This window comes from Polycladospora coralii (genome assembly GCF_014773435.2).
GTDB classification, from domain to species: Bacteria; Bacillota; Bacilli; order Thermoactinomycetales; family Thermoactinomycetaceae; genus Polycladospora; species Polycladospora coralii.
The window spans coordinates 1-22101 of the sequence record NZ_JACXAG020000013.1; the positions used below are offsets into that span (position 1 = coordinate 1).

Consider the following 22101-nt stretch of genomic DNA (forward strand, 5'->3'; position numbering starts at 1 on the left):
GTTCATTTTCTTCATTGGTTCGATTGTCCTTTTCTCGAAAGGATCCGCTATTTTGGCTCTGACGAATCCACTTATCCAAAGAAGAGGGGGTTAGTTCATACTCCTTAATAATATCTTTTCTTGGCTTGCCATTTTGATATAGTTGCACCATTTGTTCTTTAAACTCAGCTGTAAAAGTACGTCTTGCCTTTCTGGACATAGCTCATTCTCCTCGTTTCACCTGTTGAAACAAGTTTACCTGACCTTATTTTTTCTGTCTAACTTACTGTAGCCGATTCAGGTGTACTCAAATGTGGACGAAGGTCAGAAAAATAAATCACTGTATGATGGGTATGATAAATTGGATTATATTGGACGATGATCTACAAATTTTTATCTCCTATCATGTATGATTTATCATAATGATCAATATCTCTAACTATTACTCCTAAGAGATATTGATATTCCTCGTCTTCAAAAAGTATCACTACGTTGTGCGCTTGGAGTTTATAACTGTTCATGATAGGACTTTCAGAAACTAAAAGCTGGTAACAAGGATCATTATTATAAATTCCATTTCTAAAGACGTGATCTTGTCCATCTAGATTTTTTAATCTTTCGCTTGGTTCCCCGCTAAATTCTAATTGGCATATTTTTGAGTTTGAACCCAGTCGATATGCAATATTAGAATTAAAAGATGACATTAATTGATTATCTTCCTTATCAATCCCCATAAACATATTAAGCCAGTTAGTTTTTTTCAAGCGTAGTGTGGAAGTATTTTTATCACTATTATATTGCACTTGACTAAATAGCTCATCTTTAAACTCATCTTTAAATGCTTCATACATCTTTTCAGAACCAAATTTTTTAATGAATGCAGGCAGCTTACCCATATGGAAAAAAATAGTAAAAAGAAAAGTCGTTGAAAACACAATAACACCGAATATCAAAATGTAGGCTATGAACAGGTTTCCTTTATCGAAGTTATTGGCTATGCCTTCTATACTCCTATATAGTAGTCCGATATAAAAAGGGCCCAGAATTGCTAGTTTTACAAAGGCACTTTTCGTTTTATCTGCCCATATGAGAGCTCCTAAGGATATTACAGCTATAACAATAATCGTTATGACCACAAATACAATAAATGAAGCTTCTATATTAATCACCCTTCAAAAGATAAGATAATCGGGAGAATATATTGAAATACAATCTCCCGATATGATTTACCAGTATCTAAATGCTCTTCTCCAACTTCTAATACCATCTCGAATACTTAATATGCCACTCTTAACGTGCCAAATTCTATACGCAATAATAACCAATAATAATAGCTTTACTGGCTAATATTACTAAGGTAAAAGGGCTAGCACTCCACATGGATACCCGAATCGACCAAGATATTCCCCTCATAATTCTATATAGCCATTTGTTAAATCAGTATAATCCCCACAATATATCTGCTAATCCATCTCTTACTTGTCTGTACCCTTTATACAAATAGTAGAAGAATCTCCACGATATATGACCGTCAGGATCAATATTCATAACTGGTTTGTTATGCGTGTAGCTATATTTATTCAAACTCAATGGCTCTTTTTCGAATCCTAGGAATGTATCTCTTGTCAAAAATCTCCCGTATTTTGGATTATAATATCTGCTTTGCAGAAAGTATAATTCAGTTTCCTTATCATAACGATACCGTGCATAATTATAAGGATTCTCTACATATCCTGTCTCACTTACTAGGTTCCCATAGGTATCATAGTCATAAGTAGCTACGATACTACCACTGGCGTTTGTAAGTGCTACCACATCACCACGAACATTTAACTGATAAGCGTAGGCTTGTTCATTAAGTGTCATGCTGACGGGTTGGATGCTGTTAAAGGTATAACTGGCTAACACTTGGTTCTTCGCACCGGTTTCATGGGTGACGTTTTTGTTTTCGTCGTAATGGAACGTAATGGTTCCCGAAGCTGTGGTTTTGGTCTTACGCATCCCATCTGCACGGTAGGTGTAAGAAGCAATTTCTTTGCCATCTTGATCCTTAACTGCAAGCAAGCGGTTTTCTGCATCGTACGTATAGGTTGTGGTCGAGCTTATCCCACCTTTGGTTTCTGTTCGGGTTAAGCGATTACCAACAGTGTCAAAGGTATAGGCATAAGTGGTGCCATCGGGACGTTGTTCTTTGGTTAGTTGCTCTAATTCGTCATACACGTACGATGTTGTTCCTGCTTTGGATACGACTTGTGTGATGTTTCCTTTAGTATCGTAGGTGTACTTAAATTGATCCAATAAATTCCCATTTTTATCTATGATCAATTGCGATACAGGATCTCCTGCACCATTGTACTGATTAACGGTAGAGGTACTATCTCCCGTTTTACGGCTGGCAATCTGGTCGGTTTCGTCATAGGTAAACCAAGCTTGCTTCACGCCATCTGCTGTAATACTTGTTAATTGATTTTGAGCATCGTATTCATAACCATGACTAAGGGATGTGTTTCCCGTAGTATATTTACGTACTGTAACATTGCCATTCTTATCATAAGCGTAGGCCGTACTACTCCCATATCCAGCTACCGTTTTTAGGGTTTGCGAACGAGAATCCTCCCCATTGAAATGGAGTAGATGAAAGTGAGTGTTGCTCCGTACTCCCTGCTTTTTGGGGGTGCTTAGAGCAACAATTTCCCGCCTGTATCTCTTACTATATGTGTTGTAATTATCCTTTATATATGGCTGATTAATACCTGTATTTGTTACACGATATATAGGAGTAAAAATAATGTAAAGCACACTAGAACTTGCGTGTACAATGTCAACGATCACATTGTTTGGTCTGTCAAATATCGTAGGCATGTACGCGATCGAGAAATTGAATCATACTTGAAAGACCTTTTTCAAGAGATCGCAAATCGTAATGGCTGAAGGGGGTGAACAGGATCATGTCCACGTCTTCGCCTCTGCTCATCCCACATCGTGAAAATGCTGAAAGGAATCTCTGCTAGAAAGTTGTTTCTTAAGTTTCCACGACTAAAAGATAAGTTGTGGGACGGTCATCTTTGGAATCGTAGCTTCTATATTGAAACCAATGGCTCCATTTCTGAGGAAACGATCCGTAAGTACACCCAAAATCAGAAAAAAAAGGGTGAAATCAAATGATGAATTCATACAAATTCAAACTAGAACCGAATCAGGCACAAGCTTATCAAATTGAAACCGCCTTGAATTTGTGTCGCTGGCTGTATAATACAGCACTAGAACAACGGAAGTTTGCTTATGAAAAGCGTAGAATGACGTTAACTTTCTACACGCAAAAGAAAGAATTAACACAACTAAAGAGCCATTTTATTGCATTCACAGGCGTATACGCACAAGTTCTTCAAGATGTTCTCCATCGTCTCGATAAGGCATTTAAAGCATTTTTCCGTAGGATCAAAGCAGGTGAAAGGCCCGGATATCCACGATTTCAAGGCAAGAATCGTTATGATAGCTTTACATACTCACAAAGTGGGTTCACGCTTAATGGTAAATAATATGCTTGTTTCTCTTGTGAAGTTGAACCTGTAGCGCATGTAACAGGGAAACAAATCGGTGTAGATCTGGGTGTCAAACATTTGGCTATTGGTGCGTTCTTCGAACACCCTAAGTACCTTAGAAAGTCTGAGCGTAAGCTCAAACGACTCCAACGGATCGTATCCAGACGAAAAAAGATCAAATCGTCGCAGAAAAGTAGTTTTATTACTAGCCAAATTGCATGAATACATCGCCCATGTTGACGCTGGATGGAATCAGCTTGTTCAATTCACGACTTACAAAGCAGCGTATGCTGGTAAGCAAGTGATACAAGTGGATCCATACAATACGTCACAAGCTTGCTCGGAAAGCGGTCTAATTGTAAAGAAGGGACTAAAAAATCGCGTTCATAGCTGTTCTTGTGGCTATACAGAAGACAGGGACATCAATGTAGCAAAAAACATCCTCAAAAAAGCAGTAGCCTAAACCGATCTCAGGCAGGGAACGTGCCTTCGCGGAGAGTGCGACGTTGGTCGATTCAATGAAACGAGAAGCTCGCCACTTCAATGGCGATGTAGTTCACAAATCCTATTGGTAAAGATGATACTGGTAGACCACTAAAATGGGTTAGAGTTATTATTAGTTCCAGTGGTAAAATGAGGAGTGCATTTTCCGTACGAGGACCATTACGTTTACCATAACTTGATCAATTCAACTGATTACAATAATTTTAGGAGTTGAAACAGCAATATGGAAGGAAAAAAGGAAAAAATTTTTCAAGCAGTAATATCAAATCAATTGGACGAAGTAAAACAGTGTATAAAGCTAGGTTTAAATATAAATATTCAAAATCAAGATGAGGAGACGGCCCTCATAATTGCCTGTAGGCTTGGTCATACCGAAATGGTGCAATTTTTATTAGAAAATGGTGCTGATGTTCATCTCTTAGATGAATACGACTTGTCACCACTTGTGAATGCGATTGAACCAGGTCATGTTGAAATAGTGAAGTTATTAATCGGCCATGGTGCGGAAATTGACGGTGTGCTTAGGTATGCGGTTAAGGGTCATCACATTAAAATAGCTAAATTTTTAATTGAAAGTGGTGTGGACGTAAATATAGATGGAACAGATGCCTTTATAGGTGCATCATGGGCAGGCAATTTGGAAGAAATGAAGTTATTACTTGATCTTGGTATAGATAAAGATATTCAAGACCCGTGGGGTAATACCGCATTAATAATGGCATCTGGAAAAGGACATGTTGAAGTTGTCAAGCTATTAATTGGCTTGAATGCTGACTCCACACTTACCAATGATAAAGGTTTAACTGCGCTTGCTTATGCGAAGAGAAAGAGACAGGACAAAGTTATTGAGCTTTTGGAGCAATATGAAAATAGTAGAAGCTAGTAGTGAGTAGGTAACGATATAAATGAATGTATAAGTGAGTGAATATCCTGATCAGACAAAGGAAATTGTGGCCGATCATATAGGATAGAAGTTACATATCTCCGATACAGAAAAAGTAGTGCGCCGTTCCAGAATGCAGATTGTAGATGGAGTTCCTTATCGTATTGTGACGACCTATTTACTATCATCGTTAGCACAAGATTTAATTGGTAGAGATGAAGAACAAATCTCTCTATTTGATCACCTAGCACAAAAGGAGTTTTACCCTGTACGCGCTTTAGAGAGCTTAAATTGTCGTACTGCTGCAACCTTAGAAGAAGCCAAGCAGATGAATTTATTGATCTACAAACCGGTTATTGAGATCGAACGCATGATATGGGGTAAGTTTGAAAATCAGGACGAGGAAATTCTTTTTGAATATAGCAAAATCAAATGTAATGCTGAGGTGCATGAGTTTAACTATGATTATGCAATGAAAAATGCGAAAAAACCTAAGTGATAAGGAAGAGGAGTCCAAATTGGAGTTCTCTTTCATTTTCGGCACTTTTTCAGCATGCCTGGTGATCATCAGGCATGCTGAAAAAGACCAAATTGCACACTAGGATGCTGAAACGATAGGTCAAATCATTATTAACAATTGTTATGAAAAAGTAGTGTTTGTTTCTTTTAAAAGATGTCCAAACAGTTATCGTCTGACCTCTTTTTTAATGATAGTTAATGACATCTAAAGTCAAGACGTTTTATAGAAGAATGAAAGGAGTATGACAACATGGAAGGAACAAAGGAAAAATTTTTTCAGGCAGTAATATCAAATCAATTGGACGAAGTAAAACAATGTATAAAGCGAGGTTTAAATATAAATATTCAAGATCAAGATGAGGAGACGGCCCTCATTATTGCGTGTAGGCTTGGTCATACCGAAATGGTGCAATTCTTATTAGAGAATGGTGCTGATGTTCATCTCTTAGATGAATACAACTTGTCACCACTTGTGAATGCGATTGAACCAGGTCATATTGAAATAGTGAAGTTATTAATCGGCCATGGTGTGGAAATTGATGGTGTACTTATGTACGCGGTTTGGGGTCGTCACATTAAAATAGCTAAATTATTAATTGATAGTGGTGTGGACGTAAATATAGATGGAAGAAGTGTATTTATAGGAGCTGCTTTGTCAGCTGACCTGGAAGAGATGAAGTTATTACTTGATTTTAATATAGATAAAGATGTTCAAGACCCGTGGGGCAATACCGCATTAATAATGGCATCTGGAAAAGGACATGTTGAAGTTGTCAAGCTACTAATTGGCTTGAATGCTGACTCCACACTTACCAATGATAAAGGTTTAACTGCGCTTGCTTATGCGAAGAGAAAGAGACAGGACAAAGTTATTGATCTTTTGGAGCAATATGAAAATAGTAGAAGCTAGTAGTGAGTAGGTAACGATGTAATTGAATGTATAAATGAGTGAATATCCCCCGTCATGACACACAGTAGAGGACTTCACTCGTATGAAGGGGTCGCAGGTTCAATGCGCTTCTCCAACACCACACAAGGACAAGAGATGATCTTGTCTTTTTTTAATGGTGATTCAATCCACATTTAAAGTCTGGTAATGGTCTTGAAAATGTGTAAATAAATCGTTTTGAGAGAAGAGAAAGACTAGAAACTGGGTTTATTTATCGTGATTCCTAGTCTTTTTACACTTTCTGAATGTCTGAAGAAGGCTCTTGTTTGTTCAGATCTCCACTTCTATAAGTGGGGCTTTAATCAGGTGGAGTAGAGTCTCCACTTGATTCCCCGATGTTTCAGTCTTGGCTGAGACGGGTTCACTAAGTAAAGGATATAAAGAACCAATTTGTATCAATTTTATTAATATGTACTATGTCACCATAAGAAGCATCTAGTGTTGGTTTGGAATTGTTCGGTGAATAAATAATGATGGAATAGTTGTCACCCCATCCGGCATCATGGATAAAAATAATATCTTTCCCGGATTTTAAAACCAATCCATCGTCGGCTATCCATCTATGAGCTTCAGGTAAACTATATCGATCACTATCTTTCATCAACTTTATATTCTCACTTTGAATCATTTCGACTACTTTCAAACGTTCCTCCAGCTTTAAATAGAAATCAATTTTAAAAGCAAGTGGACTAAGCAACTGAGTGTAAAATATAATGATGAACACCATATTCACAAGTAAGAGATGAATCAAATATGAATAGAACTCCTTTTTCTTAATGATCAAGATACAAAATAAAGACATGATTATTAAGAAAAAGAAGGGATATGTAAAAAACAATAAAAACTCGAATAGAAATGGAAGAAAGTCCATATAAAAAAATCCTAACACATATTTCCCTATATGAGTTATTAGTAACAAATAAGTAAAAATAATTAATATACGTAGCAATCTCTTCATTGATGTCTCCTCTACATTCCTTGCTGTTGTCTTGTATTTCAAATATAGTGTAAAACAATGATTGGGAGTCAGTTGACACCACAGAATTCAATACCATAGCATAAGTTAATACGTTGCAAGGTGATGAATATCTACCAAGTCATACGTGGAGTCTGCAAGATCAAAAAATACAAATGGAATTCGCACCTTATTTACTCATCTTTCAAGAGTTCGGTTAACATTTGACTCTTATTTGAAAGAAAGTATTTAGTAATTGCGTAATGATTTGTGTCTTCATAGCGTACAGGACTTATGGGGACAGTATCAAAATTAATAATTTGAGCTTCTGGGAAGCCAAGTAGTATGGGCGAATGTGTAGCAATAATAAACTGCGCCTGAAAATGAGTGATTGCATGATGGAGTATTTTTATGAAAGCAAGTTGGCGTGAAGGCGATAACGCAGCTTCAGGTTCATCTAAGAGATAAACTCCTTTTTTGTAGAATTCCTTCTCAGAGAGTGCAAGGAAGGATTCTCCATGTGAGCGTTCATGAAGGGAAAAGTCGTAAGGCTGGAAAGAAGGATCGTCCGCTCTTAATTGATCAATATAAGTGGCATAATGGTAAAATGATTCAGCCCTTAAAAAGAAACCTTGATTGATTTTTGGCATCCAAGAAAGTTTAATATAGGGGCCTAGCGCTGATTCAGACTTTTGTAAGTCAAATTGATGGTTTTGGGATCCGCCAGCGGTATTAAATCTACATTGATCTGCAATTGCTTCGAGTAATGTAGATTTTCCTGACCCATTCTCTCCTACAAAAAACGTAACGGGTGAGTGGATTTCTAGATCTTCAAATGAATAGATGGTCGGGATAGAAAAGGGATAATCTCTGGATTTTTTTGATTGATCTGGATATCTTGAATGAATGCTTTTTAAAAAGATCGAAGTACTACTTCCTTTTTGTATTATCCAAATCTCCTCCCTATGATCATGTATTGTAAACCTACATGTAACCTGTATATCACGATGTTTCGTCAAGCCAGCAACAGTGAAACTAGATCAACTCTAGCAGAAACCAGTCCTCACTCTAATTATACCTTAGCATATATGGATGAATATCTCGTTTTAAAAATACATGGGACTGATTGGATGTAAATATACGGATTAAAGTGGAAAATAAGAAGTCCTGTTTATAAGCTCTTGGATAGTGATGGATAGGATATCCTGTTTTTAATCATATCATGCTGTTCGACCAGCACCTATTTTCAGCTGCATACTGTATGGGAGCCTGTGTCGCGGTTCATGGAAATCCTAACGGTTCTTCTCTTAGTTCAAAATCTCTTTGCTTACATAACACGAATTAGCCTCAGATATTTTTTTGTGGGATTAAATACTCTTTTTTCGATAGTGGATAAAATCTGCGTTTTGACGACTCACTCCTATCTGGTCCACTTTCATACAGGGGAGGAGACTATTTTTTGAGTTTATTCGTGACATTCTTCATTGGTTTTGTATAAATTGGTTAATATTCATTTAATTTCTGAAAGGAGCGGTATGATTTTGGCAGATATATTAAATGTGACGATTGATTTAAACACGGATCGGTTTGTTACTAATTTTCAGCCACAAGCAATCGGTCATCTTTCATCGGTTGTTTTAGGAATATTGGAAACGCTAGATACCGATCCTCCATCTGATGTTCCTGAATTTACTGTTGGTGCATATGAAGTTAGAGCTGTATTTAATCGGACTATAGGTGATTTTTGGAATGATCATACTTTGATTGAAAAGGGAGTTAAGCCGCCTCCTAACCTGCGCTTACCGATTTTTAGAGTTAACTATTCTCCGAGTTTAGAGAATATAGCTAGAGGTGTGTTTCAAGCTTTTTCTCCAGTTGTGACGCAGCTATTTAGAAAAAAATTAGTTTATGTAACAGCAAAAAATTCATTTTATAGTTCGACTACCATTTCGGGACTTTAAGTATGTAGCTGTCTAGGGGATAGACTTGGATATAAATTAAATACAAGAATAGAAACGCAAGTGATATCAAACAACGTTGTTTTGATAAACGATACTAAGGAATGAATTTAACCCCTTAGAAGTTTCCGTGATCGATACAAAAGATCATGCTGGGGTTGCGAAGATCAGGATACAGGGAAATGCATTTGCATTGATATCAGGTTATGTATCCTAATATAATAATAGTGCCAGGAAAACACCAATTGGAGATGGATTTAATACAATTACAATTAGTCCTAGTCTACGGAAAGGGGATTTATGGGAGGGTGGTGCTGCCATACGTCGCTATTATACAAAAGTAGATCAGAGCATAACGGTTTGTCCCGTTAGTTATTTATACATTATTCATTTCACAAAGTTATTAGGATGACAAGTAGTTCAATTGAGCGACCTAAATTTAAATTGGCCTTAAGTGTGGTAGAGAAAGAATACCCCCCTTACACGAGGTACAAGTTTATATGAGTAAACAGATGATTGATATATATGGCGGTGATCAAAACGATTTTAGAGCAATGTCCTAGATCATACTTATATTACGATTTAGATTACAAAATCATCAACATCAATAGATCACTTTTACACCTAAACAGGAGAGTACTCTTAAGGTGTAATGACTAGCGCGATTGGACGTAAAGTGACTCCTACTGTTGTGATAATCTGACTCGTCTTCGTCTCAATCACGGAGACAATCGCTTAAAAAATGACAGATATAGGCATACTGTCCATCCTAGGTGATGAACATCGGTGTAGTTGGAAGACCAATCTGTATCCGAGCCACTCCCCTATGATCCTTTGTATCAATAGCAGTCATATTTCCATGGGTTCCTTGACTTAAAATATGCCCATATATAATGTCAAAAAATAGGGGTTTTCACATTAGAAAATTCTAAATTTTTTAAGCGCTTTTTGAAGTATTTTTGTTAGTCCCCTGTTTGAGGGAAAATCAGTTGATTTCCCCTCGTCCCTAAATCCATTGTCCTCTTATATTAATTCAAGTAAAAAATACCACTAGGGATGATGTTTTCGTCTGATGATTTTAGTGCAAATTTATTATGCGTATCATCTTCGCATAAATTATAAATATTGAGAAAAACTCGTTTTAATTCACCTGAACCATCCGTTACCTCTCCATAAATATTCATACCACATTCAGAACGACTAACCCTGCCAACAAAATGATCTTTAACGGCTCCAGTTGAATCATATCTTGTCCAATTAATATAAACGCCTGCATGGCTAATTTCATAAATCAGACCATTTTCAGAGGTCCAATTCCCTGATAAATTCATTCTAGAATCTTCAGCCAAAGCTGACATTGGGAAGTTAAATAGCCAGATGAAAGAAAAAAATAACAGAGCGAGTGCGTGCCGTCTTATCACTACGATCACTCCTATTCATTATTATTGGTGTTCAGTTCTTATAAACCGAATAAATTGGAAGTGTATTTCATTGGATAATTAGACTAAATTGACGATTGATGACTTTTCTGGCATCAAACAACTTTTAAAAGACCTGTTTACAAGTTGCTTGATAAAGTAAGTTCATAGAAAAATCCCCCTTATCAAATAAATTAGATTTTTTAATCAGTTTAATTAATATGAATTGAATGGCTATTCATTCACATTATATGATTCTTCTACATAATTTTCAACTTAATTTTCATCAATAATAGTCTTTTTCTCCTCATTCTGGTCCGATATTCCTAGCTCAATTTCACATCAGGATTGTCTAAATGCTGTATAACCAAGAAAATAACATGTTCAATGATAATGAACAATTTTTATTTTATAGTAAATAAAAACAGTAGAAAAAAATACACTGATGGTTCATAATAGAGTGAGAAATGCTTAATTTACTAAACGTACTAAATGCTATTTAAGTTAATGGATTGACTTTCATCTGTTTTTATAAAATGTAAATCTATCTTATTGATTGTTGCATCTATTAACTTAAATCACTCTTTTAATGGTTTCCTTAATGAAGGGGTTAAAGATTTGATTCATCAGACATACCCTAGATAAGTTTGTCTACCTTTAAAATGAAAAGAGGTAATTTCCATGAAGAAGTTAATGTTGTGTCTCTTGTCTTTTCTTGTACTAAGCGTTTTTATCCCCAGTGATGCTTTTGGTTCCGATCATACGTATACTTCAGAAGAAAAACTTGAACTCATCAAAAAATATGCACCGCGGATTTGGTTCGACAAAAATGAACGGTATTTCCCTTCATCTGTAGAATGGTCCGCACCTTATATGGAGCGCTATAAACCAGAAGGTAGTAACGAGTATTCACTTCGGTCTAAACAATCGCTAAAAAACCCTGGTGATGTGCTTGACTTCTTCTATGGTGATCTAAGTTCAGCTAATATTTATGTGGGGTGGCGTGAAGCTGGTCCTCACACGATTGATTTAAAATATATGGTGTGGTACCCCTACAATCGAGGGAAACTTCCCGCAAATATTGAAAATTTACTTAAATTTCTTCCATCAGGAATCACACCTAAAAACATGGGTTTCGGACATCACGTGGGTGATTGGGAAGGTATTGAAATCCGTGTAGTGAATGGGAAAGCCACACAAGTTAAGCTCAATTATCATTCGTGGAATAAAAAATATAATTGGTCTGATTTTCAACGTGTTGATGGAGACAATATTGTCATTTACTCAGCACGTGGATCGCATGGATCATGGAAAGATCCCGGTAATCATACCTATCTGAATCTTGTTGTAGACACATTGCAAGATGTGACAAGCGCTGGTACAGCATGGGATACCTGGAATTCAGTAGAAGCTTATGATTTTGATTTGCAAGAAGGACTATCTGGAAAGCCCTGGCCGGCTTGGTTAAGTAATGACAATACGTGGACTGAAGCCGGAAAAAATCCGTCTGATGCTTTAGCTGGTGGAATACGTAAGTGGGGCAATTCTGAAGATGGATGCAACTTTACAGGTTTGTGTGTAAATAGTGGTGGCCCACATGGACCAGACGCTGGTTCAAATTGGACAGGCACATTTGGACCACCAACCACAGCATTGTATAATGTCTCATTTCGTTCGGCTTCTCAAAAATATCTAGTAGCTGAAAGCGATGGCGGTAAAAATGTAAATGCCAATCGGAATCAGGTAGGAGTCTGGGAAAGGTTTAATTTAAAGCGTGCAACACCTGCAGAAGATACGAGCTGTATCAAGAATGGAGACTATGTCAACATTGAAACAGGATCAGGCTACTATCTACGTGCCACAGATAAAGGAAGTTTAGATGCGAGAGCTTCACAGCCAAAGAGTTGGGAAAAATTCCAATTGATTAATCACACGGATAAAAGCAGCTGCTTGGCTTCTGGCGATCAAATTTCACTCAAAACGATTCATGGCAAATATGTAGTGGGAGAAAATGATGGTGATGCGCATGCAGATCGCTCAAAAATTGGATCTTGGGAGAAATTTATCTTTACCATTCATGAATAATTCACTGCGTATTTAACTTGTCTAAGGTGTTCATGGTGAATCAAATCTTTAACCCACTCATTAAGAGTACCATTTAAAGCGTTATATGGCGTGAAACACATTTAGATAGCTTGGGTTCTGTACGGATTTGGACTCAGGTTGTCTATTTTGTTTTGATAAGAAATTAAGGGGAAATATCGTGCGATCCTCTCTTTATTATAAGACTGATTCATTAAATAAAGACATACTATTAGATAATTCCCATAATCAGATAGACAGCATATTGAAACATAATAAAGTACAGCCTTTTCATGATTAGCATATAAGATTACAAAATTAAAACGATTTTTCTTAAATAGTTAGTTTGTCTTCGTCTACGAAGCATAAATTCACCTAACTACATTGGCTTTCTCTGTTTTTAAATGAATTTAAATCATTATGAATAACAAAAAAATGTCAATTTTATAAAAAATATAGTATAATTACACTTGAAAGTTTATTCTTGGTTTGAAAGGATTTGAAAATATTGAAAAAGTTTTTGTTAATTGTGGCATTCGTTATGGTTTCTGTTTTTCCTCAATCTCATGTTTTGGCGGAAGAAAGTTTTTCTCAGCATGTTGGTGATATAATCGTCGGAACCATATCGGATTTTGGGTTTAGCGATGAGACCGGTATGTTTGTAAATGATGTAACACTTGATGAAAAAGGGAAAGAAATGGTTTCTTTAATTTATGGACTTTCGATAAAGGGTCAAAATAGCGGAGATTATACTGATATTTTGGTTCCTTTAACTGTTGAAGCAAGTCGCATTGTTATAACTAGTTCTCATGCTACAGGCTTTGTAAGTGATGGTATATCAGCCGGAGGTGCATTTGATAGCTATGTGGGTCATACGATTTTAGGAACAGTATCGGATTTTGGTTTCAGTGATGAGGCAAATATATTTATTTATGATTCAAAATTTGATAGCAGTGGGAAAGAGATGGTCTCTATCATATTTGGTATATCAATTGGTAGTGGCGATCGACATAATTATGTTCTTGCTCCTATGACTGTAGAAGCAAGTCGTATTCATGTAAAAAGCGTTTTAGATTAGTAACCGATCACCTGCCTTTATCTTATCCATATTGCTATACTGATACGAAAGGCGTATTTGAAAGAATCTGGGATGGATACAGCTACCACACATGGGGAGTTTTTGTGGTTGCTTATTTAAAAATGTTCAAATGAGCAAGTGAACCACTTAAACATAAAGGAGATGTAGAATTGAGAAATTTGGTTATTCGTATGATATGTATATGCTTACTAATCTCAATATTCTTACCTTTAAACGTATCTTATGCAAGCCCATCTGTTTATTTCGATGAAAGTGCTTATCAAAAAAGAAAAACAGCGTATATTGAACAAGGCGTATGGGATGAATCGAATGATGCACTTGTATTACAAGCTTATGCGGGAGAAGAGCTTAATCAAAAATCATTACAGGATTTTTTGAATGTGTTACGCAATGGTGGACAAAAAAATTCTGATTTTACACTAACAAAACTGATTCGAGTGCTGATGTTTCGTCCTGAAATTAAGGACGAGTTAGTTGAAGCATTAGAGGGATATCATTTTTGGTTTAGAGAAGGGGGTACGGGCGATCACGTTTTCTCTTCTGAGAATCATATGTTAATGTATACGTCGTCTCAATATCTTCTGCAAGAAAAATATGGTTTATATGAAGATGAGCGTACATATAAGCGTTTAAAGAAGTACTTGGAAGTTAAAAATCAGTATGGTTTTTATGAATTTTACTCCCCTAATTATTATCCGTACACCTTATCAGCTCTCTTAAACCTCGTTGATTTTACCGAGGATGAAGAAATTCGTCAGCTTGCATCTGGTGCGGCACAACGGCTATTGCAAGATGTGTTATTCGTTACCAATGATGAAGGTGCATTTTTTGCAGCCTCGGGTAGAACAAATGATGGCTATCGTTCAAATGGGTTAAACGCAAATATTAATCGTATTATTTATCTGGTTACAGGCATTGGAAATGATAAGGCTAGAACTCCAAGCCCGATTGGGGTAATGTTGGCCACATCTGATTTGGAAATAAGCGATGATGTTTTTCGATACTTTGGAAAGCCGATTAATATGACATACTCCAATGGACATTCATTAGGAGAAGCAATGAATACCATTTATAAAGATTTTCCACGAGCAGAACGTGTCCCTTTCTATTGGACACAGGGAGCTTATTTCCATCCGGATGTAGCAGCAGATACGGCTTGGTTTGCCAGTCGCTATAAATTACAAGGCTATGAATCTCTAAAAGCATTTGATCGATTTTTGGGGCTATCTGAATCAGCAGCTCCAGCGGCAGCTAAAGCTGGTGCGGTATTTAGTAGAAGTTCGGTTTTATCTCAAGCTAATTTTGCTATGTATAAAGATGGTGGTGTTATGTTGCATTCGCTACAAGATTACTGGCCTGGTAGACAGGGCTACCAACAAAATCCTTGGATCGCCACAACTGGAACGAAATCAGTGTGGACAAAGTCAGGAGATGGTGGAGGTAGTAGTGTGATGCAAAATGATCACTTGCCCAAAATTAAACAAATGAATAATGTTGCGGTTATCCAGTACAATCCTTATCCAGAAATCGAAGCGTATCATGCTGGTGGTTCTAACGTATCGCTATATTGGCCTAACGGTTTCGATGAAGAAATAAGAAATGGAAACTGGAAATTTGGTAAAGAAGATGATGGTTATGTAGCTGTTCGATATCCTTGTGGTAATGGTGATGCAGAGAAAGTTACTTGTGACTGGAATGAACAAACTTGGGTAACAATTGTGGGGACAAAAGAGAAATACGGCAGTTTTAACCAATTCAAACAAAAAGTATTAAGTGAAGTCCAATATGATGCTGATTGGGAATGGCATGGCTCTTTTTGGAAGGGAACACTGAAGTATGTATATGATTCTGATGTGAAATTTGATGGAACGGATATTAGTTTAACGTGGTAAACAGAAGTGAAGTAAGCGGTCTATTCATTTGCAAATTCGTGAATGAATAGACCGCTTTAATTCGACTTAGTAACAAAGTTTTTTTCTACAACCATGATTTTTCGAGTTATCGTTGGAGAACGTTAAACATGACCTGTCGCAAATCGACATAGCTGATATAAAATAAAAGAATAAGGGAGTGTAGATATGAAAATGAAAAAAGAAGAGCGTGAAATAATCATCCGAAATATCCAATCCTATTTTTTAGAAGAGCATGATGTGGAATTTGGTAATATTGCAGCAGATGGAATCCTTCAGTTTTTATTTGCTGAAATAGGTCCTCATATTCATAATGAAGCGATTGCAGAGGCTCGTAAATTAATTGGAGAACGTATGCTATCCATTGAAGACGAGCTCTATGTTTTGGAAAAACCAATTCAATTTGAACGAAAATGACCATAATGAAAAATATAGAATTGAGAGGGTTACAGGATGGAAAGTGAACGGATTAAGATATTTGATGAACAATGGAAGTTAATTGGGGAAACGACCCGTGCAGAAGCGCATCGCATTGGATATTGGCACGAAACCTTTCATTGTTGGTTGATATGTAAATCAGAGGGAATCGATTATATCTATCTTCAGATACGTAGTGAGAAGAAAAAAGATTATCCCAATCTCCTCGATATTACAGCAGCTGGCCATCTTCTAGTCGATGAGACCATAGCAGATGGAGTACGTGAATTGGAAGAAGAACTTGGGCTTAAGGTATCTATGGATGAGCTGATCTCACTCGGCATAATAAAATATTGTGTGGTGCAGGAAAGCTTTATTGATAGGGAAATTGCTCATGTCTTTTTATATCGATGTAAAAATACCATTGATGAATTCAAGTTACAACCAGAAGAAGTATCTGGACTTGTCAAAATCAAGTTTGAAGATTTTCACCAGCTATGGTTGGGGTTAAAGGAGGAAGTAAGAGTAGAAGGATTCAGCATCAATTCGGATGGGAAAAAAGAGATCATAAGTGAGAAGATAGGCAAAAATAAATTTGTCCCACATGAACGTTTGTACTATGAGCGCGTTGCAAAATTAATTCATACATATATTTAGTAGGTTGAAGTGACATCGGGTAAAGACTTTTCAGTCTTTACCCGATGTCACTTCAAATTTGAGTAGGGGCAGTGATCGTTTCTCAAAAACCTCTGAGGGGATGGTTCCAATCTGAGTGGCTCCCATCTTTTCGTAGTAGCCTTGAGCGTTTGGATCACTTGGAATCGTAAAAGACTCCATATGAAGCGTTTTAGCTGTTTGGACAATGGCCTTCCATATGCGTTTACCGTAACCTTTACCAATATCGTTCGGTCGAATATAAAGAAAATCAAGCCTATTTTCTTCTTCATGGATAAAAGCGAAAAAGCCAATGATTTCCTCATCAACTAAGCATACGTATACCTGATATTTTTTGATATAGGAAGAAGTGATGGTTAAAGATTCCTTGCATGCTTCTATGAAATTTTCATCATAATTCCAATAAGCTTTGGATTCTAATGCCAAATCGCTTAATAACACGGCTTCATCGGTATAAGCTCTCCTAAGTATCATATACAACCCACCATATGCTGGCTATGCTAATAATAATGATTATTCTTAGTATAGCAAATCTTAATGTATACATCATTTTTATATTATTTTTTACACAACAAATTTCAGATGGGTAGGATAGCGTGTTAACAGTACCATTAATCGGTCATACTTTTGAAAGTGTCAATACAGCAGCGCTTACAGGATTAGTAAAATTGAAAGAAATGGCATTACTGATTTGGCCACCTGAAGTGGTTCGCAACTGAATATAGGAATGATTTCTAACAACGCGGAGTATGAAACTATTGGTTAGTTGACTAAATTTAAATGACAATGGACCTCTTAGCGCTTGATTCACAGCGGAGGATTCGGGAATTACATAAGTGCCAGTTGAATCTGTTAGTTCAATTCGATACATATGGAAAAAATCATCTATTTTAGGGGCTAGAGCAGGAGGTGGTGGGCTATCAAACATAGTAACGGTTGAAAGGGTGTACTGCACATGATAAAAACCTGCTGTCTCGATATTCACTTTGGTACGATCCACTCCATCAATATGGATAGAAGCGGGTGTTCCTGATGTCGTAAAGTCAAAAGGAACTGCATCTCCAGGAGAAAAAATATGGGTAGAACGCGTATATAACGTGTTAAATGATATGATAAACACTCCTTTCTCATAGAGGCTAACTAATATATTCTATGTACCTAGTGGTAGAAAGGTGTACAAATTATTCGTGTCAAACTATAAAAATAGCGATGCAGTATATAAATGACGTTACCTTTCGTAGTGGGAGAGATGTTTATACTTTGGATAAAAAATGGAGCTGCCTCTCTAGTGAGAAGAGCAGCTCCATATGAGATCAAATCGAAATGGGTTACGCATCAGTATGTAGAGCTCGATTTGGGACGACCATTACAGGACATGGAGCATGTTGTACTAATCCATGGGCTACGCTTCCTAGGAGGGAACCGATTATGGCTCCAGTACCTTTGGCACCAACAACGATCGTCCTGATTTGGCCTTCTTGTGCTTCTTTTAAAATCTCTTCTTTCGGATTACCAGTACGTTTCTTAACTTCATATGAGACATTAGTCTCTTTTAATAGATCTAATGCTGGAGCCAAAGCTTCATCACTTAGTTGGTTTTCATATGCATGAATCTCTTCTTCATTAAAAAATCGGCGGGTGTGGATTGTGCTCATACTCATTTGAACATGGAGTAAAATAATCTTTTCATCAAGTTGTTTAGCAAAAAAAATCGCTTCTTTTAGTGCAAGATTCGCATTTTGTGATCCATCTGTAGGTACCAGAATATGTTTGCGCATCATGATCATCCCCTCTAACGCTGTTTGCTGTCTATTGTATTATATGTTTGTCCAATTGTGCAGATCATTTATTGTCAATGAAGTTAATCCTTATAGTGAATTCTAAGTTGGAAACGGAATGGCTTTAATGAGATGGGGAATCCTAATAAAAATAGAAATGGAGGAGATCGTATGTCCAGAGAAAAACGTAAGTTAGATCACATTCATTTGGCCATGGAAGAGTCGACCAGCGTACAATCTCATTTTGATTTGATTCGCTTGATTCATCTTTCACTTCCAGAAGTAAATCTAGCTGAAACGAACCTCTCCACTTCTATCTCAGGTGTGCCTCTTCACTCTCCCATATTCATTAACGCCATGACGGGTGGAGCTAAATCGGTAAAAGAGATCAATCGTAAACTCGCACATGTAGCTAAAGAAACAGGTATAGCAATGGCTGTAGGTTCACAGCGGGCTGCCTTGCAAAAACCCGAACTATGGGAAACGTTTCAAGTGGTTCGTGATGTGAATCCCAAAGGCGTTGTGATTGCAAATTTAGGTGCAGATTCAACATGGGATGATGTAGGGCAAGCGATCGATATGTTAAAAGCCGATATCTTACAGCTTCACCTCAACGTACCGCAAGAACTGGTTATGCCTGAAGGCGATCGTTCGTTTGTAGGCATCCTACAAAATATTGCTACTCTGGTCGATCGAGTCAATATCCCCGTAATTGTAAAAGAGACGGGATTTGGCATGTGCCGAGAAACCTATCACCAACTCATCGATATAGGTGTGCAAATCGTAGATGTAAGTGGAGGGGGAGGTACCGATTTTATTGCAATCGAAAATAAAAGGCGTACCCAAAGTGACTACAGCCATCTCCAAGCATGGGGACAGTCAACTGCCATTTCTTTACTCGAATCGCTATCCTGCCAAGATCAGCTTACCGTTCTCTCATCTGGTGGTATAAGGAATACTTTAGATATAGCTAAAAGCTTAGCTCTAGGTGCGCAAGCAGTAGGTATTGCAGGTTTATTTTTACGTATTTTACAAACGGAAGGAATGACCGCTTTAATCCAGTATATTCAAAGCTGGCATCAGCAACTCCACACCATCATGACCATGCTTGGCATACGAGAACTAGCAGCATTTAAGCATGTACCCCTTGTCGTTCAGGGTGAATTGACAAATTGGTGTAAAGCACGGCAGATCGATTGGCGTGGATTGGCGAACAGACACTTACAATCATAATAGAAATACGCGATATGCATAAAAATATGATATTATGTAATTATTCATATATAAAAGAAAGGAGTCATGAATTTGATCGCACATCACAACCTAGATGCGATTAACAGATTGGTTTAGAACTAGCCAGATGAAGTGGAGGTGAAGACAGACTGGCAGTGATAACCTTGTCTATTTGTGTGGGGAAAAACGGAATATTAGAAAATAGATCATATATATTGTTATTACATTACAATTATATTCTTTTACTACAACTTAAAACAACAGGAGAAATAACACTTGACACAATATACTCATTTTATTAAATTGAATGATGATAATGACTATATAACAAACAAGATGTTTAAACATATTTTGACGTATTATAATCAAGCTAAAGAAGAAAAGCTTAAAGATCACCCGCTTGCAAATATTGTACGTAATCAATTTACAGAATTGCTGCTTCAGAAGTCTGGCTTAGATCAAAACAAATATGGTATTAAAGGCTCTGTTGGACAAGGGGGATGGGCAGAAATACCTTGGATATCCATTTACATTCAACATATAACCCAAAAAGCAACTTTTGGTTATTACATTTGTTACTTATTTTGTGCAGATGGTAGAGGGGTATACTTAAGTTTACATCAAGGTTGGCAGTATTTTGAAGATAAGTATGGCAGAAAAGAAGGCAGAGTGAAAATAAAAAAAACGAGTTTGATTCTTAGAGAAAAGTTAAATACAGTTTCAGAGCGCATGAATTTAGATCATATTGATTTGAAAGGCGTTACATCGCGCTCGAAAGATTATGAAGCTGCCCACATATGTGGCTGTTTCTATGATTTTAAAAATTTTCCGAGTGATAAAGAGTTATTGAGAGATTTATTTGACTTATTACAAACATATAATGAGTTAGATAACATAATTGGAAGGCGAACGATAGAAGATTTTAACCAATATATTCTCATGAACGAAGAGGGTTGCTTTCTAGAAGATGAACAAAATGAGGATGTTTACCAAATTTCTACTGAAAAAGCGATAATTGCTGATGAAGAAGTAACCTATGTGGATAAGAAAGTAATGAGACCCGAACCAGTACGAGATAGATCTGGAAGAGTGAGATGGGGAAGAAAGGCTTCGATTTCAGCTAATGCAATCAAAAAGAGTAAATATACATGTGAATTTGATCTTTCTCATACTACCTTTATATCCAAAAAAACAAAAAAACCTTATGTCGAATCGCATCACCTTATTCCCATTGCTAGGCAAAACGACTTTGAATTTGACCTCGATCAAACTGCTAATATTACCAGTCTGTGTCCTACCTGTCATCGTAAAATCCATCTAGGTGTAGATGAAGAAAAAGAAATCCTAATAAAAGAATTATATGCAGCACGCAAGTCTAGGTTAGAAAAGATTGGTATAAGCATTACACTAGATGAACTTATAAGAATGTATAGAATAGAGGAATAATGACTTGGTAATTTCATCATCGATATAGAAGAAGGGTGCCTAAGTGAGCACCCTTTCAACTTTTCTTTTCTATCGCACTACTACTTATCATTTCTTTTTTAATATTTGTCATCTCTCGATTCATTTCTACTATTTTTAGCTCTAGGTGGTGGACAGATTTATTTGTTTGATAGACTAAATGAACGAGCATGCCTAGTCCTACTAGGGGTACTAATGCCCCAATAAATGCAAATATCATGACGACGACATCCATGATTTTTCCCACTCTCTATAAGTATTGTTTAAGAAAAAGCTTGATTGTGTTGCAAGATCAATACAATGAGTTCACTAGAATCTCTTCTTTCTTTCTCGTACATTGTATCACTTTTAAGTTAGTATATGATGATATTTTAGAATGTTTGAAATGTATTTGGCCATTTTCAAATATGGATGGCGATCAAGTTGCGAAGAAAATCCATATCGATCACTTGTTTTAAGCGTTTGGTATATGAACTAGATTATAGATATGAAAAACGTTCAACGTTTCCGCAAATAATGCATGATAGTTAATCCGACAAAAGTACCTACATACATGGCGATAGCCACCTCCCAATTAAATTTGCCAGTGATATAAGAAAAAATGAGCATGCCGATAGTAACACCAATAAAGACACCAAAGTAAGAGACACTTGTCTGTTTTTTCATTACTTAATCGCTCCTTTACTTAAAAACAAGCCCACTGCCTAAATGTGGCGTTTATTTTTTTGTCGTAGCA

At 36.7% G+C, this 22101-nt stretch carries 24 protein-coding genes and 1 pseudogene; 14 read left to right on the forward strand and 11 right to left on the reverse strand.

Features of this window, described 5'->3' with window-relative positions:
* From IC619_RS16930 to IC619_RS15860, 3 genes are all read right to left on the reverse strand, one after another.
* On the reverse strand, positions 1-199 hold a 199-nt coding region (locus tag IC619_RS16930), incomplete at its 3' end, for a transposase (RefSeq protein ID WP_249669863.1).
* A 163-nt stretch (positions 200-362) separates the two neighbouring features.
* Positions 363-1148 carry a hypothetical protein gene (locus tag IC619_RS15855; protein WP_191141101.1) on the reverse strand — a complete coding sequence of 262 codons (786 nt, stop codon included), beginning with the start codon at positions 1146-1148 and terminating at the stop codon, positions 363-365.
* Between the two features lie 268 nt (positions 1149-1416).
* Entirely contained in the window at positions 1417-2841 is a 1425-nt protein-coding gene (locus IC619_RS15860) for an RHS repeat domain-containing protein (protein WP_191141100.1), read from the reverse strand.
* On the opposite strand from IC619_RS15860, the pseudogene tnpA reads away from it, so the two are divergent.
* The 6 genes and pseudogenes from tnpA to IC619_RS15895 all read left to right on the forward strand — a co-directional run bounded on the left by tnpA (position 2791) and on the right by IC619_RS15895 (position 6337).
* Positions 2791-3144 (forward strand): annotated as a pseudogene (gene tnpA, locus IC619_RS17430) (IS200/IS605 family transposase). The gene IC619_RS15860 and the pseudogene tnpA overlap by 51 nt on opposite strands.
* Positions 3144-3518: an RNA-guided endonuclease InsQ/TnpB family protein gene (locus IC619_RS15875; protein WP_213260978.1), complete on the forward strand. Its 375-nt coding sequence runs from the start codon at positions 3144-3146 to the stop codon at positions 3516-3518. The pseudogene tnpA and the gene IC619_RS15875 overlap by 1 nt, the downstream one beginning before the upstream one ends.
* A gap of 70 nt (positions 3519-3588) precedes the next feature.
* Positions 3589-3984: a zinc ribbon domain-containing protein gene (locus IC619_RS17255; RefSeq protein WP_191141098.1), complete on the forward strand. Its 396-nt coding sequence runs from the start codon at positions 3589-3591 to the stop codon at positions 3982-3984.
* A gap of 264 nt (positions 3985-4248) precedes the next feature.
* Positions 4249-4908, forward strand: coding sequence for an ankyrin repeat domain-containing protein (locus IC619_RS15885; protein WP_191141097.1), 660 nt, complete (start codon positions 4249-4251; stop codon positions 4906-4908).
* A gap of 97 nt (positions 4909-5005) precedes the next feature.
* Positions 5006-5407: a UTRA domain-containing protein gene (locus IC619_RS15890; protein WP_347239817.1), complete on the forward strand. Its 402-nt coding sequence runs from the start codon at positions 5006-5008 to the stop codon at positions 5405-5407.
* A gap of 270 nt (positions 5408-5677) precedes the next feature.
* Positions 5678-6337: an ankyrin repeat domain-containing protein gene (locus IC619_RS15895; protein WP_191141095.1), complete on the forward strand. Its 660-nt coding sequence runs from the start codon at positions 5678-5680 to the stop codon at positions 6335-6337.
* Between the two features lie 403 nt (positions 6338-6740).
* Here IC619_RS15895 and IC619_RS15900 read toward each other — a convergent pair whose 3' ends face one another.
* Both IC619_RS15900 and IC619_RS15905 read right to left on the reverse strand, forming a co-directional pair.
* A complete protein-coding gene (locus IC619_RS15900; protein WP_191141094.1) occupies positions 6741-7019 on the reverse strand; it encodes a hypothetical protein in 279 nt (92 codons plus the stop codon).
* 506 nt (positions 7020-7525) lie between these two features.
* Positions 7526-8254 (reverse strand): AAA family ATPase, encoded by a 729-nt coding sequence (locus tag IC619_RS15905; protein WP_191141106.1) that lies wholly within the window; start codon positions 8252-8254, stop codon positions 7526-7528.
* A 618-nt stretch (positions 8255-8872) separates the two neighbouring features.
* On the opposite strand from IC619_RS15905, the gene IC619_RS15910 reads away from it, so the two are divergent.
* Positions 8873-9292: a hypothetical protein gene (locus tag IC619_RS15910; protein WP_191141093.1), complete on the forward strand. Its 420-nt coding sequence runs from the start codon at positions 8873-8875 to the stop codon at positions 9290-9292.
* 1025 nt (positions 9293-10317) lie between these two features.
* Here the strand turns inward: IC619_RS15910 and IC619_RS15915 are convergent.
* Positions 10318-10710, reverse strand: a complete 393-nt coding sequence (locus IC619_RS15915; protein ID WP_191141092.1) for a hypothetical protein — start codon at positions 10708-10710, stop codon at positions 10318-10320.
* Positions 10711-11388: 678 nt separating this feature from the next.
* On the opposite strand from IC619_RS15915, the gene IC619_RS15920 reads away from it, so the two are divergent.
* The 5 genes from IC619_RS15920 (at position 11389) to IC619_RS15940 (ending at position 16872) form a co-directional block, all read left to right on the forward strand.
* On the forward strand, positions 11389-12792 hold the full coding sequence (locus tag IC619_RS15920) for a Vps62-related protein (protein ID WP_191141091.1): 1404 nt from the start codon (positions 11389-11391) through the stop codon (positions 12790-12792).
* A 505-nt stretch (positions 12793-13297) separates the two neighbouring features.
* The gene (locus IC619_RS15925; protein WP_191141090.1) at positions 13298-13867 is read left to right on the forward strand and encodes a hypothetical protein; all 570 of its coding nucleotides are present in this window, start codon (positions 13298-13300) and stop codon (positions 13865-13867) included.
* 170 nt (positions 13868-14037) lie between these two features.
* A complete protein-coding gene (locus tag IC619_RS15930) occupies positions 14038-15780 on the forward strand; it encodes a hypothetical protein (RefSeq protein ID WP_191141089.1) in 1743 nt (580 codons plus the stop codon).
* A 186-nt stretch (positions 15781-15966) separates the two neighbouring features.
* Positions 15967-16215, forward strand: coding sequence for a DUF2164 domain-containing protein (locus IC619_RS15935; RefSeq protein WP_191141088.1), 249 nt, complete (start codon positions 15967-15969; stop codon positions 16213-16215).
* 36 nt (positions 16216-16251) lie between these two features.
* Positions 16252-16872, forward strand: coding sequence for an NUDIX hydrolase (locus IC619_RS15940; RefSeq protein ID WP_191141087.1), 621 nt, complete (start codon positions 16252-16254; stop codon positions 16870-16872).
* Positions 16873-16902: 30 nt separating this feature from the next.
* Here the strand turns inward: IC619_RS15940 and IC619_RS15945 are convergent, their stop codons facing one another.
* The 3 genes from IC619_RS15945 to IC619_RS15955 all read right to left on the reverse strand — a co-directional run bounded on the left by IC619_RS15945 (position 16903) and on the right by IC619_RS15955 (position 18668).
* The gene (locus IC619_RS15945; protein WP_191141086.1) at positions 16903-17364 is read right to left on the reverse strand and encodes a GNAT family N-acetyltransferase; all 462 of its coding nucleotides are present in this window, start codon (positions 17362-17364) and stop codon (positions 16903-16905) included.
* A gap of 145 nt (positions 17365-17509) precedes the next feature.
* Positions 17510-18010, reverse strand: a complete 501-nt coding sequence (locus tag IC619_RS15950) for a hypothetical protein (protein ID WP_191141085.1) — start codon at positions 18008-18010, stop codon at positions 17510-17512.
* A 208-nt stretch (positions 18011-18218) separates the two neighbouring features.
* Complete coding sequence (locus tag IC619_RS15955; RefSeq protein WP_191141084.1) at positions 18219-18668, reverse strand: universal stress protein; 450 nt, start codon at positions 18666-18668, stop codon at positions 18219-18221.
* A gap of 171 nt (positions 18669-18839) precedes the next feature.
* Between IC619_RS15955 and fni the strand changes: the two genes are divergently transcribed.
* Together fni and IC619_RS15965 are read left to right on the forward strand one after the other, a co-directional pair.
* Positions 18840-19901 carry a type 2 isopentenyl-diphosphate Delta-isomerase gene (gene fni / locus IC619_RS15960; protein WP_191141083.1) on the forward strand — a complete coding sequence of 354 codons (1062 nt, stop codon included), beginning with the start codon at positions 18840-18842 and terminating at the stop codon, positions 19899-19901.
* A 276-nt stretch (positions 19902-20177) separates the two neighbouring features.
* Positions 20178-21347: an MrcB family domain-containing protein gene (locus IC619_RS15965; RefSeq protein ID WP_249669904.1), complete on the forward strand. Its 1170-nt coding sequence runs from the start codon at positions 20178-20180 to the stop codon at positions 21345-21347.
* Between the two features lie 55 nt (positions 21348-21402).
* Here the strand turns inward: IC619_RS15965 and IC619_RS15970 are convergent, their stop codons facing one another.
* A complete protein-coding gene (locus IC619_RS15970) occupies positions 21403-21600 on the reverse strand; it encodes a hypothetical protein (protein ID WP_191141082.1) in 198 nt (65 codons plus the stop codon).
* A 263-nt stretch (positions 21601-21863) separates the two neighbouring features.
* A complete protein-coding gene (locus tag IC619_RS15975) occupies positions 21864-22031 on the reverse strand; it encodes a hypothetical protein (protein ID WP_191141081.1) in 168 nt (55 codons plus the stop codon).
* Between the last annotated feature and the right edge of the window lie 70 nt (positions 22032-22101).

Excerpts from the sequence above, each read along its gene's own strand:
- IC619_RS15895 (WP_191141095.1), top strand. The coding sequence starts at position 5,678 with ATGGAAGGAACAAAGGAAAAATTTTTTCAGGCAGTAATATCAAATCAA.
- IC619_RS15945 (WP_191141086.1), bottom strand. The coding sequence starts at position 17,364 with ATGATACTTAGGAGAGCTTATACCGATGAAGCCGTGTTATTAAGCGAT.
- IC619_RS15940 (WP_191141087.1), top strand. The coding sequence starts at position 16,252 with ATGGAAAGTGAACGGATTAAGATATTTGATGAACAATGGAAGTTAATT.
- IC619_RS15920 (WP_191141091.1), top strand. The coding sequence starts at position 11,389 with ATGAAGAAGTTAATGTTGTGTCTCTTGTCTTTTCTTGTACTAAGCGTT.
- IC619_RS15935 (WP_191141088.1), top strand. The coding sequence starts at position 15,967 with ATGAAAATGAAAAAAGAAGAGCGTGAAATAATCATCCGAAATATCCAA.
- IC619_RS15860 (WP_191141100.1), bottom strand. The coding sequence starts at position 2,841 with ATGCCTACGATATTTGACAGACCAAACAATGTGATCGTTGACATTGTA.
- IC619_RS15875 (WP_213260978.1), top strand. The coding sequence starts at position 3,144 with ATGAATTCATACAAATTCAAACTAGAACCGAATCAGGCACAAGCTTAT.
- fni (WP_191141083.1), top strand. The coding sequence starts at position 18,840 with ATGTCCAGAGAAAAACGTAAGTTAGATCACATTCATTTGGCCATGGAA.
- IC619_RS15975 (WP_191141081.1), bottom strand. The coding sequence starts at position 22,031 with ATGAAAAAACAGACAAGTGTCTCTTACTTTGGTGTCTTTATTGGTGTT.
- IC619_RS15970 (WP_191141082.1), bottom strand. The coding sequence starts at position 21,600 with ATGGATGTCGTCGTCATGATATTTGCATTTATTGGGGCATTAGTACCC.
- IC619_RS15955 (WP_191141084.1), bottom strand. The coding sequence starts at position 18,668 with ATGCGCAAACATATTCTGGTACCTACAGATGGATCACAAAATGCGAAT.
- IC619_RS15885 (WP_191141097.1), top strand. The coding sequence starts at position 4,249 with ATGGAAGGAAAAAAGGAAAAAATTTTTCAAGCAGTAATATCAAATCAA.